12 protein-coding genes and 1 pseudogene are annotated in these 16,300 nt (G+C 52.0%); 6 read left to right on the top strand and 7 right to left on the bottom strand.

The window, feature by feature from the left end; genetic code table 11:
- Positions 1–19 precede the first annotated feature (19 nt).
- Positions 20–277, bottom strand: a pseudogene (locus Q3F21_RS07300) (Tn3 family transposase); the annotation flags it as partial.
- 282 nt (positions 278–559) lie between these two features.
- Between Q3F21_RS07300 and Q3F21_RS07295 the strand changes: the two are divergent.
- From Q3F21_RS07295 to Q3F21_RS07285, 3 genes are all read left to right on the top strand, one after another.
- The gene (locus Q3F21_RS07295; RefSeq protein ID WP_340250853.1) at positions 560–1,135 is read left to right on the top strand and encodes a sigma-70 family RNA polymerase sigma factor; all 576 of its coding nucleotides are present in this window, start codon (positions 560–562) and stop codon (positions 1,133–1,135) included.
- Entirely contained in the window at positions 1,125–2,195 is a 1,071-nt protein-coding gene (locus Q3F21_RS07290) for a hypothetical protein (protein ID WP_340250851.1), read from the top strand. The genes Q3F21_RS07295 and Q3F21_RS07290 overlap by 11 nt, the downstream gene beginning before the upstream one ends.
- Before the next feature lie 742 nt (positions 2,196–2,937).
- On the top strand, positions 2,938–4,443 hold the full coding sequence (locus Q3F21_RS07285) for an aldehyde dehydrogenase family protein (protein ID WP_340250849.1): 1,506 nt from the start codon (positions 2,938–2,940) through the stop codon (positions 4,441–4,443).
- Positions 4,444–4,634: 191 nt separating this feature from the next.
- Here Q3F21_RS07285 and Q3F21_RS07280 read toward each other — a convergent pair whose 3' ends face one another.
- The 3 genes from Q3F21_RS07280 to mqnC form a co-directional block, all read right to left on the bottom strand.
- A complete protein-coding gene (locus Q3F21_RS07280; RefSeq protein ID WP_340251002.1) occupies positions 4,635–5,717 on the bottom strand; it encodes a nitric oxide synthase oxygenase in 1,083 nt (360 codons plus the stop codon).
- Between the two features lie 205 nt (positions 5,718–5,922).
- Positions 5,923–6,222 carry a hypothetical protein gene (locus tag Q3F21_RS07275; RefSeq protein WP_340250847.1) on the bottom strand — a complete coding sequence of 100 codons (300 nt, stop codon included), beginning with the start codon at positions 6,220–6,222 and terminating at the stop codon, positions 5,923–5,925.
- A gap of 14 nt (positions 6,223–6,236) precedes the next feature.
- Positions 6,237–7,370 carry a cyclic dehypoxanthinyl futalosine synthase gene (mqnC, locus tag Q3F21_RS07270; RefSeq protein ID WP_340250845.1) on the bottom strand — a complete coding sequence of 378 codons (1,134 nt, stop codon included), beginning with the start codon at positions 7,368–7,370 and terminating at the stop codon, positions 6,237–6,239.
- Between the two features lie 315 nt (positions 7,371–7,685).
- Between mqnC and Q3F21_RS07265 the strand changes: the two genes are divergently transcribed.
- The 3 genes from Q3F21_RS07265 (at position 7,686) to glyA (ending at position 10,828) form a co-directional block, all read left to right on the top strand.
- The gene (locus tag Q3F21_RS07265) at positions 7,686–8,567 is read left to right on the top strand and encodes a YitT family protein (RefSeq protein ID WP_340250843.1); all 882 of its coding nucleotides are present in this window, start codon (positions 7,686–7,688) and stop codon (positions 8,565–8,567) included.
- Positions 8,568–8,659: 92 nt separating this feature from the next.
- Positions 8,660–9,310: a GntR family transcriptional regulator gene (locus Q3F21_RS07260; RefSeq protein ID WP_340251001.1), complete on the top strand. Its 651-nt coding sequence runs from the start codon at positions 8,660–8,662 to the stop codon at positions 9,308–9,310.
- Positions 9,311–9,481: 171 nt separating this feature from the next.
- A complete protein-coding gene (gene glyA / locus Q3F21_RS07255; protein WP_340250841.1) occupies positions 9,482–10,828 on the top strand; it encodes a serine hydroxymethyltransferase in 1,347 nt (448 codons plus the stop codon).
- A 641-nt stretch (positions 10,829–11,469) separates the two neighbouring features.
- Here glyA and Q3F21_RS07250 read toward each other — a convergent pair.
- From Q3F21_RS07250 to Q3F21_RS07240, 3 genes are read right to left on the bottom strand one after another with little or no spacing between them, the layout of a single operon-like run.
- Positions 11,470–11,727: a hypothetical protein gene (locus Q3F21_RS07250; protein WP_340250839.1), complete on the bottom strand. Its 258-nt coding sequence runs from the start codon at positions 11,725–11,727 to the stop codon at positions 11,470–11,472.
- 7 nt (positions 11,728–11,734) lie between these two features.
- Complete coding sequence (locus Q3F21_RS07245; protein WP_340250837.1) at positions 11,735–14,641, bottom strand: DEAD/DEAH box helicase; 2,907 nt, start codon at positions 14,639–14,641, stop codon at positions 11,735–11,737.
- Entirely contained in the window at positions 14,638–16,239 is a 1,602-nt protein-coding gene (locus Q3F21_RS07240) for an SWIM zinc finger family protein (protein WP_340250835.1), read from the bottom strand. Before Q3F21_RS07240 ends, Q3F21_RS07245 begins: the two co-directional genes overlap by 4 nt.
- Positions 16,240–16,300 lie beyond the last annotated feature (61 nt).

The following is a 16,300-nucleotide window of genomic DNA, read 5'->3' as shown; positions in this document are numbered from 1 at the left end:
AAGGAATCCGGCTTTTGCTTTATGCTCGTAGTGGACGTAATGATTGTAGTGTAGTGGTCTGTTTTGCGTTAAATGTATATTCGCCGTTCCAAATGCTAATCGCGTTAATGATATTTAGAGCACCCGGACGTTGTAATTGATCCTGAATGGCACGTTCACGAAACTCGCCATGTTTCCCAAAGAAGATAGCTCGTGCTAGAGCATTCATTGCTTCTCCTTTGTTTAAACCTCGATTCATTTTACGTCTCAATGTTTCGCTGGAGCTGTAGTCCAGAATAAGACGTGGAGCAAATCGGAAGCCGAAGTAACCAGCAAGAAGAAACGGGAAATTAAGAAGAAACGGGAAATTAAAATGAAATAATTCTCCATGCTATGACCTAGACTGAAAAATAAAGCACTAGACAGGCCACGGCTGCCATACGGTTCGTTGCACTCCTGGTTGTCTTCCTGATCGATGGGCGCCGACACTCAACCGTTTGCAAAAAAATAAAGAACCGAACCTTTTTTTGATAGAGTGACAATATAGTGTGTAAGCTGCTTACTCAGGAGGGCCCTCTGAATGCAAAGTGAATATATGTACCAATTGCTCACAAAAATGAAAGATGGTGATAAACAGGCGTTTCATACGTTGTATGATGCCACCTATCAGGACGTTTACCGGACAGTCTCCTTTCTGGTGGATCATCAGCAGGATCGGGAAGATGTCATGAATGAGATCTATATGCAAATGTGGACCTCACTTGCTAACTACGATACGAACCGACCTTTCCACTTCTGGCTACACGGCTTGGTAATCCGTCAAGTGCAGAGATTTCGGGTCAAGAGCTGGCGGAGATTCCGAATTTTTGAACGCATCCGTGCCTTCTCTCGGGAAGAGCCTCATTGGGATCAACCTACTGTGTTGATGGATGGGACGAACCAAATGATATCGCAGGCAATCCAAAAACTGACCGACAAACAGCGAACGGTGATTATCCTCCGCTTTTTTCACGACTATACTCTTGAGGAAATCGCAACATTGCTCGATATTCCGCTGGGTACAGTCAAGTCCAGATATCACGCTGGCCTCCAGGCGCTTCGAAAAAACTTATGGAATCTCCCCCCAGAAAGGATGGAAAAGATCAATGACTATTGAACACAAAATCCGTGAACATCTGCACAAAGAGGCAGAAACTATTGAGTGCCCCCTGGCCATTTCCAAACGAATAGAACAATCCTATTCTCAATATTTGCAACGAAAAAGGAGCGAAATAACCATGAAAAAACGATTAATTGGTGGAATAGTAGCTGCTGCGATTTTGATTCCAACCGCAGCATTTGCGGCCCCTACCCTGATTGAAATGCTTACTAGAACACCAATGACTGCTGAACAAGTCGAGGCGGATGAGGTTGGCAAAGCAACACTTGAAAAGCTGTATAGCGCATTTCCCGAAACAAAATCGTTTGAAATTATCGATGCAAGCCACCTTGGAGGAGACCCCACTGATTCAACCAAAAAACAAGCGATCCAAACAAGCATCGTACTGCAGGAAAAAGGAGGAACCGGCAAAAAGATTAGCCTTAATATTGGTACTACGGGTAAGATTGACAACGTGATCCAAGAGAATTGGGAACCAAAGGAGAAGCCAGTCAGTTCTTTAACCGATCAGGAAATCAAGGCGAAAGTAGATTATCTCATTGATAAAATGTATGGCAACATCGAAAAGTACGAGGTTTTTATGGAGCCAATGGGGGATCCGAATCAAAAAACGTTTATGTTGGATTACACTGAAAAGGGATCAAAAAAACCGTTCTACCAGGTATTTGTTAAGGACAATCGAATCGATGTTACTCTGCACGGAAGTGAGCCTACACATTCAAACCTTATTAAAGTAGAAGGTTTTTTCTCTACAGATGGCAAGCCTGATCAAACTGCTGATAACTTTTTAAACGATGAAAAACTGTTTTCTTTACTAAAAATGAGCCCAACAGAATTAAAACAAGAATTAGCAAAAGGTAAATCTGTTGTGGAGGTGGCGGCATCTAAAAATATCTCTAAACAACAAGTGATTGATGTCATTGCAAAAACACAGGCTGAAAGAGAAGTTGAAGGTGCTGTTGTTTCAAAGAAACAAATGGAGGAACTGTTAAAAGCTGTTGAACCAAAAGTATTACAAGTTATTGAACACAAAACTGAAACACCATGGAATAAATAACAAGCCAAGGGCATGAGGTTGGCAAAACATCGCTTGAGAAGCTGCTTGGTAAAATGTATGGAAACATCGAAGAGTACGAGTGCGCTAAAGAACCAATGGATAATCCAGAACCAAAAACGATCATGTTGAATTACACCAAAAAGGACAAGGACATCAACTAAACTGTTCTACCAGGGATTTGTTCAAGGCAATACAATCGGTGTTGGAGTGGTCGGGGAATAGGAGTACAATAACCTCAACTCTGAACGGTGACCCGTAAGATGGACATTTTAAAAAAATGCCCTCCTGCGGGTCATTTGTGTTTTAAATAAAGGCGAATTTGATTTGAGCGCTTCGTACAAGATCATCAACTAGTGGATGGGGCGGTCACATGGACACGGACTGTTGCCGACAGCCGCCATGCAGAAGATTTGGTTATAAAATGCGAATTTTCTGGTAAAATGGGTACGGAGAGGAAAGTCCGCTTCGTTTCAAAATCCTCATGGTTGAGCGACCCAATCAGGACAAGCTCATCAAGCAGCTGTGCAAACGATCGATTACGAGCTGCTTGAGCTTCGATACAGCAGCCGGGAGCAGCGCTGGAAGGTAGAGATGCGCCCCGAATTACGGCGACTTCATCTGGATTTTGCTCCCGCCTGTCAAATATGCCCGAAAGCCAAGCCCTCAGGAAATACAAGATACAACCGGCATGATCAAACGTCTGGCAAGGCTGATCAAAAAAGAAGAGTGAGGTGTGTGACAAATGGGTGCAGCATCGTTTTTAACGGACCCGCAAACCATTCAGAAGATGTACATCGATGGAAGGTGGGTATTCGGTTCGGACAATCAGACGCGGGAGGTGATCAACCCAGCGAACGGGGAGGTGATCGGTCTGGTCGCCGAAGGCAGAAGGGAGGACGCGAAAACAGCGGTACTGGCGGCGCGGCGGGCTTTTGACAAGGATGGCTGGCAAGAGAGCAAAGCGCGCGACAGGGCAGTCCTTTTGCATAAGATCGCCGATCTGTTGGAGCAGCGGGTGGAAGAGTTCGCCTCTCTGGATACGCTGAACAATGGCAAGCCGCTGCGCGAGTCCCGCTATGATGTAAGCGATGCGGTGAATCAATTCCGCTACTACGCCGGACTTTGCACGAAGCCGCACGGGATTACTTACGATGTGCCGGACGCGATGCAGGCGATGGTCGTCCGGGAGCCGGTCGGTGTTGTCGGGCAGATTATCCCGTGGAATTACCCGCTGGTCATGGCGACCCAAAAAATCGCCCCTGCGATTGCCGCGGGCTGCGCCATCGTGATCAAACCCGCCGAGCAAACCCCGCTTTCCTTGATCCGCCTGTTCGAAATCATCGACCAGGTCGGTTTTCCGCCAGGCGTCATCAATCTAGTGCTGGGAGCTGGAGAAACCGTTGGAGCGGAGCTGGCAGAAAATCCGCTCGTCGATAAAGTGGCCTTTACGGGCGGAACGGATACGGGCATCAAAATCATGAAGGCCGCGGCGGATACGATTAAAAAGGTGGGGCTGGAGCTGGGCGGCAAGTCCCCCAATATCGTGTTTGCCGACGCCGACTTTGAAACGGCTGTAGACTACGCACTCTACGCCATCTTCGCCAATCAGGGCGAGGTTTGCTCAGCCGGTTCGCGACTGCTCCTGGAAGCGAGCATCTACGACCGCTTTGTCGAAGAGTTGGTCGCACGCGCCGAAAAAATCAAGGTTGGCCCGGGGACAGACGAAGAGACGGAAATGGGACCGCTGATCACCGAGGAGCACATGAACCGCGTCCTTTCCTACATTGAGATTGGCAAGCAAGAAGGAGCCACTCTGCTTTGCGGGGGCCGTCGCCTGATGGAGAACGGAATGGACCGCGGCTTCTTTGTCGAACCGACGATCTTCACGGACACGACACCCGATATGCGGATTGTGCAGGAAGAGATTTTCGGCCCCGTATTAGTCATCCAGACCTTTAGGACAGAAGAGGAAGCGATCGAGCTGGCGAACGGCACCCGCTACGGACTGGCAGGGGCCGTATTTACCTCCGATGTCGCCAAAGCGCACCGGGTGATTCGCAAACTCCGCTCCGGGATTACGTGGATCAACACATACCATCCGACGTACAACGAAGCTCCATGGGGAGGATACAAACAGAGCGGGATCGGGCGCGAACTGGGCACATACGGCTATGAGGAGTATTTGGAAATCAAACAGATTAACGTGAATTTGCAAGTCGAACCGAGCGGATGGTTTCAGAAGAGGTAACAAGTTAAGAAGCATTGTCCACAAATCGGGCTTGGCGACAAGGCTGATCTATCGTCAATGAACAAGCTTTGCGGGATAAGCTTCAAAATATGGGCGGTTGGAGCCAACCGATACGAAATCCGGACGATGACTTGCCAACCGCTATAATTATTCGTACTTCTATTGGAACGATCGGCCCTTGCTAGAAAGAGCTAGTACGGTTTTTCCTGATAGAAGAAGTTTGGCGTATGCCATGTATTGTCGTACAGCTTGTGAAAAATATGGGTCGTTGCCGGAGAAACGGGCGGAATGAGCCATGTCCAATCTCCTGTGACCGGTCGTCCGCACGCCTGCTCCTGCTGCTCGAAAAGCTTGAACTGCTGGGCGGCGGTATGGTGATCGACGATGCTCACGCCTGCTTCCTTATAGGAATGATGGACAGCCACATTTAACTCGATTAATGCTTTGTCTTTCCATAAGGACGCGTTTGTCGTCATGTCCAGATTCATATAGGAAGCGACTGTCGGCAGAAGGTTGAACCGACCCTCGTCAGCAAAATTGCGGGCACCAATCTCGGCCTCCATATACCAGCCGTTAAAAGGGGCAGCGGAGTAATGAATGCCGCCCACCTCCAGGCGCATTTCCGAGATGATCGGTACCGCGTACCATTTCAAGGAGAGCTCCTCAAACCAGGTAAACTCCGGATGCTTGATCGGAACCTCCAAAATCAGGTGCTTCGGGATCTCATACCATACGGGAGGCCGATTCCCGATCTGAATCACGAGCGGGAGAATTTCGAAAGGCTCTCGTTTTGCTTCCCAGCCTAATTCCAGACAAGCTTTTGTGAACCGAACGGAATGCGGGTCCCCGATCACGCCGTCATCGGTCTCAAAGCCTGCATACCGGATCAACTGGTGGTTCCATATCCGTATTTGCTCCGACTCGTTTTTTGCGGGCCGGAACACAGTGATCACAGGCCTGATCTTCCCGTTGTTGGTGGCGTACTCGATATGCCGGAAAAGAGCATCGCGGATTTCCGCTTCCGTAGATGCGCTTCGGGCATCAAACAGGTGGATGGTGTTCCAAAACAGCCTTCCAATGCAGCGATTGCTGTTTCTCCAGGCGGCTTTTACACCATAGTGAAGCTCTTCACCTGTATGTTCATAAGAGCCGGTCTCTTCAATTTCTCGGGCAATCTCCGCTATGCGCGCGTCCAGCTCTGTGTCCGTTTTCCCCAAAAACGCGTAGCATTCCTGGATAAACGCGCGCGCTTCTGCTGTCAGTTGATGTGTGATGGTACTCACCCCTTATGTTGAAAAAACAGTTTCAAGCATTCAAAGCGTTTTCAATCAAGCTATAGGTTAGCACGGGAGCGTGCCGACCACAAATGAAGAGACCATGAACGTTGTCCGAACTTTTTTTGACACTTGTAAAAGGAAAAGCAGACTCCCGCTTGAAATGTCAGCGAAGGGTCTGCTTTTTCCGTTACCGATATTTTGCTTACAATCGAAAACGGGTGATCTGCTCTCGCAGGTTTTCCTTTTCCAGTATTTCTTTTTGCTTCGGTCCCATCAGGTCGAAGTGGGGGAAAGGGGGACGGTCGTGGATATGGACAGGGTTCAGACCGTTGGCCAGGCACCACTTGGTCAACAGCTCCTTGTCCGCACAGCCGACCTTGGTCACCGTCCTGATGCCGGGAAAGCGGGGATCATGCCAGTAATGCGTCAAAAAGGCAATTTCGCCCCGGGACACCGACTGTTTCCACTTGTTTAATTCATCCCTGGAAATCCCAAATGCCATGCAGCGTCATCCTTTTAGTTTTGCATCACAAAATCGCGGTCCGCTTTTTCATTCTCGTGGAAAACACGCAGTATTTCGTAGCGTGTGTTGCGCTGTGCCGGAATATTCCCGGTTTCGCGGATCAGACGGAGGATCAAGTCAATATTGACCTTGTGAGTTGTCCCGGCGGCGGACACGACGTTTTCCTCGATCATCGTACTGCCGAAATCGTTAACACCGCAGGACAGTGACTGTTTGCCGATTTCAGGGCCCATCGTGACCCAGGAGGCTTGCAGGTTGTCGATATTGTCCAGCATGATCCGGCTGATCGCCACCATTTTCAAGTACTCTTCTGGTTTGGATTTCTCCCGCTGGAGATTGGTGTTTTCCGGTTGGAACGGCCAGACGATGAAAGCAGTAAAGCCTTTGGAGGAATACCCGTTGGCCTTGCACTCGTCCTGGGCATCGCGGACGCGCAGCAGATGCAGTGCCCGCTCTTCCATCGATTCGCCGAAGCCGTAGACCATCGTTGCGGTCGTATTCATGCCGATCTTGTGGGCCGCTTTCATGACATCCATCCAGTCTGTCCAGGAGCCCTTGAGTCGGCTGATTTTCTTTCTTGTGCGGTCGTCGAGGATTTCGCCGCCGCCGCCCGGCAAGGAATCAAGTCCCGCTTCATGGAGCTGGCGCAGCACTTCCTCCAGAGGCAGCCCGGAAAGCTCTTTCATTTTTTGAATTTCCGCAGGCGAGAAGGAGTGCATGATGATTTGCGGGAAGCGTTGTTTGATTTTACGCAGCAAGTCCAGGTAGTACTGGAACGGAAGATCGGGGTTCACGCCACCCTGCATCAAAATTTCGTCTCCGCCCACGTCTACGGTCTCCTGAATTTTCGTCAGAACCGTCTCGTCCGGGAGTACGTAGCCTTCCTTCGAGCCCGGTGGCCTGTAAAAGGCGCAAAAGCGGCAGTATACGTCACAAATGTTGGTGTAGTTGATGTTTCGCCCAATGTTGAAGGTCACGATCGGGTCGGGATGGCGGCGCTTTTTCAGCTCATTGGCAACATGCCCCATTTTTTCGATTTCGTCTGATTCCAAAAGTGTGATACATTCCTCAAGCCCAATGCGATCGCCACGCAGCGCTTTGTCCAGAACGCGGTCCACTGTCTGCATTTCGCTGGCCTCCTTTATTTCCTTTCAAATTTGAATCCTGCCGATTTTCTAAATCGACTTATCCTACCATACAACTCGAAATTCGTCATCCCGTATTTGACGGCCGGATGTCAAGGTACTGCTCGCGCTTCCTCAAACTCCATTATAACGCCTCTGCCTTTTCATCGAGATGAAAAAATTGTAGATATGTAGACATCCAGTCGATGTTCTTCCATTTTGCTTTCACGGCTCGCAAACAAATACAGCAAAACGGCCCTCTTTTTTCACTTGGAAACGGTCCTGGAGGGCATACTTTGATGGAGGAGGAGGTTGAAGATGGGAGCTACCGGAACCAAAGTCATCCATAAACGAAGGCGCACAAAAGATATACTGATTCGGGCTTTTTTCATCTGTTTGGGAGCCATCCTCGTCTCCGTGGCGTTGGAGATATTTTTGGTGCCGAACAACATCATTGATGGCGGAATTACCGGCATCTCGATCATGCTTTCGCATCTGACAGGCATGAAGCTGGGGGTATTTCTGTTCCTGCTCAATCTTCCCTTCCTGTTTATCGGGTACAAGCAGATCGGGATGACATTTGCGATATCCACCTTGATCGGCGTGCTGGTGATGTCGATTGGGACGGCTTTTCTCATTCCGGTCCCTGTAATTACCCACGATCTGTTGCTGTCGGCTGTTTTTGGCGGAATCATCCTGGGGATCGGCATCGGAATGGTCATACGGGCTGGCGGCTCCCTGGATGGGACAGAGATTGTGGCGATTTTGATCACCAAACAGTCGCCGTTTTCTGTGGGCGAGGTCGTAATGGTCTTCAACATTTTTATCCTGGGCAGCGCCGGCTTTATTTTCGGGTGGGACAAAGCGATGTATTCGCTGATCGCATACTACATTGCATTCAAAATGATCGACATTACCATTGAAGGGTTGGATCAATCGCGGTCAGTCTGGATTATCAGCGAGGAATATGCCGAAATTGGAGACGCGTTGACAGCGCGTTTGGGCAGGGGAGTCACATACCTGGAAGGCGAGGGCGGGTATTCAGGCGAGTACAAGAAAATCATTTTTTGCGTGATTACCAGACTGGAGGAGGCCAAACTGAAGTCGATCGTGGAAGAGATTGATTCCTCCGCCTTTCTCGCTATCGGAAATATTCACGATGTACGGGGAGGAAGGTTCAAGAAGAAGAACATCCATTAATGCGAATACGGCAGCTCGGGCGCTCCGGCTTTCACCGCAAGGGAACGAAGCAGGCAGTTGACACTCATCTGGCACTCCGATATATTGGTTGCATGAAAACGATTAAACCGTTGGAGCGACCTGTACTGCGCGACCAAATTTACGAAAATCTGAAGAAAGCCATCATTACTTTGGAACTGGAGCCTGGCCAGCGAATCAAGGACAGCGATTTGGCCGTCACGTTTGGCGTCAGCCGGACACCTGTTCGGGAAGCGCTGAAAAGATTGGAAGACGAGGGACTCGTCGAATCGGCGCCGGGTTCGCTGACCCGGATTACTCCGATCGATATAAAGGAGGCGAACCACGCTTTTACCGTCGTCGCCACGCTGCACGCATTGGCTGCCCGCTTGGCCGTGCCGGTTTTGACCGACAGCGATTATGCAGCGATGGAAGGGGAAAATCGCAAGCTTCGGCAGGCGCTCGATGAACGGGATATGGTTCAGGCGGTTGAGGCGGATGACGCCTTTCACCAAATCGTTCTCGACGGTTCGGGAAATCGCGAAATCGAACTGGCTTTGGAGCGGATCATTCCGAAAATCAGACGGCTGGAATTTGCGAAGTTCGGCTCGCTGGAAGGGCTGAACTCGGTAGATCAACACGCGGCGATCATCCGAGCATGCGAGTCCCGAGACGTCAGCGCAGCTGCTCATTTGATGGAGGAAAATTGGCTTAGCTTAGGCAGAATACTGACACATGAAGCGTAAACAGCTCCCGCCATATGGAGGGGAGCTTTTTTTGTGGGAGTTATTTTCAGTTATTTCTGAAAAATACCTTGAATTAAAAACCAATATCCGATATATTGGTTTTAGACAGAAGCCTAATACTGTAAAACTCAAATTTCGATCGGTTCCCGATCACGAAAAGAGGGATTGCGGATGGCAGCCAACAAAACTCCTGCGAAAGCTTTTGAAGTCCATGATGCGAGCGTGCTGAAGTGGGCGCGCGATGTTCTGGATCGCTGTTCTTCGCCGCGAGTGATGCAGACGGAAGTGATCCAAGCAGTGGAAAGAAACGCTGTCTGGAGGGGAGAGGAATGCCTGAATTTGCTGGCGCCGGAAGCGCCGACGAGTCCGACTGTTCGCAAGCTTTTGGCCTCAGAAGTGGGGACCCGCGCGGCCGAAGGACATATTGGCCCGACCGAGCGTTGGTTTGCCGGCACGAAGTACATCGATGAGATCGAGGCGTTATGCGTAGAGCTTTTGAAAGAGGTCTTCCAATGCAGGTACGCAGATCACCGGCTTGTCGCGAGTATGCTCGGCAATATGACGGTATACACTGCTCTGACGCAGCCGGGAGATTCGATCATGACCATTGCGCAGCCGTTTGGCGGACATTCGAGCAACCGCGTCGACGGTCCTGCGGGTATTCGCGGTCTGCGGATTCACGATGTTCCGATGGACCCTGTGGAGCTGGAAGTCGATCTGGAGGCGTTCGCGCAAGCCGCCCGAGAAGTACGGCCGCGCCTTGTTGCTTTAGGCGCCTCGATGACGCTGTTCCCTTTTCCGCTGCGGGAGATGGCGAATATCGTTTCGGAATGGGGCGGAAAGATCTTTTTTGACGGCGCCCATCAGCTTGGGCTGATCGCCGGCGGGCAGTTCCAGGACCCGTTGAAAGAGGGCGCTTGTGTTGTTACAGGTTCTGCGGGCAAAACGTTCAGCGGGCCGCAGAGCGGCATCGTCATCTGGGACGATCCCGAACTCACAAAGCCAATCACAGATGCCGTGTTCCCGGCGCTTGCAGCCACGCATCAGGTCAATCGCGTCGCTGCCTTGGCTGCTGCGGCGGCGGAATTTTTGGCCTTTGGCAAGGAGTACATGGCTCAAATCGTTGCCAACGCCCAAGCCTTGGGAAAAGCGTTGAGCGAGAGGGGCATCACCGTGCTCGGCGAGCATAAAGGATTTACCCGGACACATCAAATCATCCTCGATGTGCGGGCTTTTGGAGGCGGTATTGGGGTCGCGCAGGAATTGGCCAAAGCCAATATCATTACCAACAAAAATTTGATCCCTTGCGATAAACCGTCGGATTGGGACTATCCGAGCGGCTTGCGGATCGGGACGACCGAGGTGACCAGACTGGGCATGAAGGAAGCCGAAATGGAGTCGATTGCAGAGCTGATTGCAACCGTACTGGAAAACAGAGAGCCGCGCGAAGCAACCCGAAAGCGAGTGATCGAAATGCGTTCCGCCTATCAAAAAATCCACTACTGCTTCGATGCATAGCGGGCGCAACCGTTGCTTTGATCGGCATCTAGCGATGAAGCTTTCCGTCATTGACGACGGAAGGCTTCATTCGTTTCAACCCGCACCTGCTGGAAGCATCCACAAACCGACAAAAATTGCAGAAAGGCGCGTGTATTATCGGGACAAACGGCTGATCGCGAACCGCTGTTTCTCATGATCGAACAATGCGCCATTTACTCGGCAGCCTGTGTGGACGAAAATGGTTCACGTTCAAAGAGACAACAAATCGCGGCACTTTGACGACAGGATCGGCGAGGAGAATCAAACGGGGCACGAGTATTACGCACAGAATGACTTTGACAAAGGGCACTGACCCGAAGAAGAGACGTTTGTTGGGGCGAGCGGCGCGAGGCGGAAAGGGCCAATTACGATTCCTTCTGTTATGCCAATATCGCGCTGCAGTATCATCGCTTCAACACGGGAATTTGCTTCGGATTCAACGACCGTCAGACATTGTCCTGAACCGCAAGCAGTAACGGAAAAAGCCAAGTTCCGCTGGGAAATTGGCTTTTTTCCTTTTGCTGGTTTCGTAAATGCGGGTACCATCGCCGTTTCCAGCGAGGCCGAGCCAGGTCTTGCAGTCGCATGGAAACCACAACTCGGCGAAGGGGGAAACAGGGCTAGCCTTTGTTTGAAAATACTTTCCCGACCTCCTCGTAAAACCGGCGCCACGCTTCCGGCAGCTCGGTTTGATGCTGGTTCTGGCTTCCAGAGTGGATTTCATTGCGGCCTGTAACTGGCTGTGCACGGTCTGGAGCTGGTTGGGACGGGATGTCTTTGCGTCCAGATTCGCTTGAAAACGTTGCGCCTGTTTCCTCGGCAGGGAACCCTCCCGATTCGGTTTTAGTCTTGCTTGGTTTTCCGGATGCTTTGTCCATGCTTCACCTATCCTTTTAGATCAAGCCACTCGCTGCGGAGCAGAAACAGCTCCCGCAGCTCTTGCGTAGACAGCTCGGTTATCCAGCTTTCGCCGTTGCCGACAATCTGCTCGCTGAGGCTCAGCTTTCTTTCCATCATTTCGTCGATCCTCTCTTCGATCGTCCCGAGAGAGATAAATTTGTACACCTGTACATTGCGCTGCTGTCCGATCCGGTACGCCCGGTCTGTCGCCTGCTTTTCGACAGCGGGATTCCACCAGCGGTCGATGTGAAAGACGTGGTTGGCCTCCGTCAAATTCAGACCGGTACCACCCGCCTTGAGGGACAGGATAAAGATCGAGGCACGTTGATCGTCGGGCAAGGCGGTATCTTGAAAGCGGGAGATCATCCAGTCACGCATATCCTTTGGCGTGGAGCCGTTTAAAAACAGGACCGGCCCGTAGCCTTCTTTTTCCAGGACACGCTGCAAAAGCTTGCCCATCTCGATGTACTGGGTAAAGATCAGGCTGCGTTCGCCTTTCTGCCTGATGTCCCCGATCAGCTCCAGCAGGCGTTCCATTTTCGGCGAGCGGCTCTTTTCATCCGGCGCACCCAGTACGTTGTCGATCAGCCCGGGATGATCGCAAAGCTGCTTTAGCCGGGTGAGCGTCGTGAGAATCAGCCCGCGCCGCTGCATCGGGGAAGCCTGGTCCAGCCGATCAAACATCGACTGAATCGTACTCTCGTACAGCGCCCCTTGCTCGGGCGTCAGCGACACGTATTCCTTTCCTTCATTTAATGCAGGCAGATCCAGCTGGATTTGCGGATCTGTTTTCACCCGCCGCAGCAAAAAGGGCTGGATGAGCCGCTGCACCTGCTGAACCAGCCGCCGATCCTGATCGCGCTCGATGGGATGGACAAAGCGCCGCGAGAACTCGCGCAAACTCCCCAGGTAGCCGGGATTCAAAAAGTCGAAAATCGACCACAGCTCTGTCAATCGGTTTTCGATCGGTGTGCCGGTCAAGGCGATGCGATGCCCGGCCCGCAGGCCGCGAATGGCTGTCGCCTGTCTGGTCTGGGCGTTTTTGATATGCTGCGCCTCGTCCAGGCAGATCGAGCTCCAGGCAAGAGAAGCAAGCTCCCGCTCATCCAGATAGGAAAGAGAGTAGGAGGTGATCACGAGGTCAGCTTTCTTTGCCGCTTGTATAAAAGCCTCTTCCTTATGGCGGGCCGTTCCGTAGTGGACGTAGACGGACAGGGACGGAGCGAATCGTTGGAGCTCCTTTTGCCAGTTGCCGATCACGGAAGTCGGGCAGATCAAAAGGGAGGAGCTTTGCTGTAATCCGGTTTCCTTGAGAGAGAGCAGATAGGTGATAAACTGAATCGTTTTTCCCAGCCCCATGTCGTCCGCAAGACATGCTCCCAGGCCAAACTGCCGCAAAAAGAGCAGCCACGAGCTGCCTTCCCGTTGATAGCTGCGCAGCTTACCTTGAAACCCGGCTGGCTGTTCGACAAGCGGAATGCGTTTCGTATCCTGAAGCTTCGCCATGAGCTGAAAAAGATGCCGGTTCAGATCCACCTCGACTGGCAGGACAGTTGGTCTGTCCCAGTCCTCCCATGTCGTATCGGGCGACTCCTCCGGGCCGGCCAGATGGAGCTTCATCACCTCGCGCAGCGTGAGCGGATGTTTTCCGGTCGTCCGCTTCAGCGTTTCCTGCATCTGCGCAAACAGCGCCGGGGTTAATTGCACCCATTGTCCCTGAACCTTGAGCAAACGCTGCTTTTGGTCAAGCAATTGCTGAAACTCTGCTTCGCCGAGCTCGATCGAACCGATCGCGAGCCTCCATTCAAAATCCATCACTTGGCTGATGCCGAAATAGGCAGGACTTTTGCCTGATGAATGCCCGGACACCCTGATCTTTACTCGAGGCTTGGTCCGTTTCACCTGTTCCCACCACACAGGCAAAAAGACGTGAATGCCCGCCTGGACGAGCTGCAAACTGCTTTCTGTCAGAAATGTCCAGGCCTGCTCATTGGTCAAGCTGGCCGGAAGGGGGAGACCTGTTGCTTCATTTTGCATCCAAGGGAGGATTTCCTTGCACTTCCGGATATCGCTCATGAGACGATGGCGATACGCCCGCCACGCGTCCGGCATCGTCGTCTCGGATTCGGGATCAGCCTGGATGATCTCGTTTTGATTTTCGATCCGTAGAGGGACCGCTTGATTGTCGCCGCTGTTACCTGAGAAGATCTCGAAAACGCGGTCAGGCATTTCCCGATCCTGTAAAAGCAGCTTGAGAGACCAGTCTGCCGCTTCACCCTCTGGTTCCGTCAGCTGCAGGCATGTGCGGAAAGGGGTATCGTCGGGGCGCAAGCCGATCGTTTGCAGCCATTCCGACTCTCCCATATGCGGTGACAAGTCATCTCCCAGCACGTCCAGAGCGGGGAACTGTCTGCGCAGCCCGTGCCAGGCCGTTCGTACGCCGCCTCGTTGCGAGAGAAGGTCGTTTAAAACAAGAGTGAGCAGGCGTTCTCCCTCGGCCGACAGCGGTTCCTGCGGGTCATCCAGTCTCCACCCGTAGTTCCCCCTGTTCCATTCGGAGAAGTTCGGCAGAAAGTTGCCCGTTGCCAAAGCCTTGACGATTTGCCGGGCGACTTTTTGCCAGCGAAGCAAGTCTTCGCTCAGCGCGAAGGAGACGTGCTCAAGCCATTTCGGCGAGACCAGGAAAAACAGGGTCTCCATTGTCTCCAGCAGGATGCCCTCGTCTGTTTTTTCCAGAAACGTTCCGTAAAAAGAACGCTCATCCCATGCGAACAGACTGGCTGCCGCCCTGTCCGGATGAACGAGGTTGCCCATGCGGTCCTCCGCCTTGAGGAAAAACCGGCCGTCTGACAGGAGTCCTCCCGTAAGAAACATATGCAAGGTGACATTCATGAAATCAAATTTCCTCTCTTTAACTCCTCTTGAAACGCCCGCAGCCGACTGTGCTTGGAAGCCAGCCGATCGATGAATTGCTCCCAAACGTCAGGCTTGTCGGTTTTTTGGTAGCAGGCCCGCACTTTTTTCAGCAATTTCGCCGCTTGCCGATAGCCCGCTCGATTTCGCGTCCCGATCTGTTGATTGATCTCGCGGATCAGCATCGGCAGAAGCAGTAGCGGTTCCAGCTCCTCAATGATATTGGCCTGCTGCTGATTGATCTGTTCAGACGAGTCGTGGTAGGTCATCAGCACATCCAGGAATTGTCTGTACTGCCGGTTTTCAAACAGGTATGTGCAGTAGTCGGGGAGACTTGCCGGCAGGAACCGTTTCAGCAGGGGTCCGGCCTGGGCCGCTCTGCCCTGCTGCACCAGCGCTTCCCGCCAGATGGCGACAATCAGCCGATATTCGGGACCATTCGCCGCTCCGATCAAGCTCTCCAGCCTGTCGATCCAGTACAAGAAACGCTCCCATTCCTGATGCCGCGCGAAGGCCTTCATGTACGGCAGGTAGAAGGACAAGGGAAGCGGCTTCGCTCCTAGCCAAATACGGAGCGATTTCTCGTCCTCTCCGTTCATAAGGAAAAAATGGGCTTGCATGATCGAGAACCGTTCCCGCTCGCTGTCGGACAGGTTCCGGATCAGGCGATCAAGCTCGTCCATTTCCTCCTGCATCCACTCCGGATCATTCAATACATACGTCCACAGCAGGAGATACGCCTGTATCCAGCGAAGCCCGGCGGAATCGCAGCGCTTCCATTCCTTGGTCATCTCGCGAGTCTCTTCCAAATACGAGGGAAATTGTCGCCGCAAGCTATCCTTGTCGAGATAATAGAGGGTAGCCTCCAGCTGCTCGACGAGTCTTTCTGCCGTTTGGGTCAAGTCAAATGTCCAGTGGGAAGAGCGTGCTTCTTTTACAAACGATTGGAGCTTGCGCAAATGAAACAGGCTGGCGTGAGCGGAAAATAGCTGTGCCAGCTCTTCCGGCCAAGTGCTTGTAATCCCGAGAACGTTTTCGTAGCTGGAAAACAGCTCTGCGGACGGACGCGAGGTCTCCATGGCCAGCGGAAGGTTTCGTGTCCATTTTTCAAAGAAGATCCACCAGTCGCTCACCTTGCTTTCTAGCGGCAGGGAAGCGCTGAGCGGAGATGGGTTCGGTGAATGTGTCCCGGATTTGGTCACTCTTTTATAGGCGGGTGCCAGCATGGCGGAAGAAAAGGCGGGACTCCGCGGCTTGTGCAGTCCGTTCATAAAAACTCGCGGATTTTCAAACACGCTGTAAGCTTGAAAGAATGTGGCGGCGATATGTTTGCATAAGCGGGCATACGGACAGGTGCAGGTGCTGCTGGCAAACGCAGCGAGGTCGATTTCGACGTGATAAACGGCGGATCCCTGAACATCGCTGCAAAGGTGAATGCCATCAGCCGCTTGTACGTTAAACACCATCCCATCGGTAAAATACTGGTATCCGCGCTCGACGATATGTTCCTCCATGTTAACGAGGACTTGTTCACCCAGCTGCTTGATTTGTTCCCGCGTCAGCTCTCTTTGCAACATGGAATCATTGCCTCCGTGCGAAGTGTCATCCCTTCATTATACCGAAAACAGCGGGAGAACA

Source organism: Brevibacillus borstelensis (assembly GCF_037834415.1).
Lineage (GTDB): Bacteria > Bacillota > Bacilli > Brevibacillales > Brevibacillaceae > Brevibacillus > Brevibacillus borstelensis_A.
This window is presented reverse-complemented; position numbering and strand designations above follow the sequence as displayed.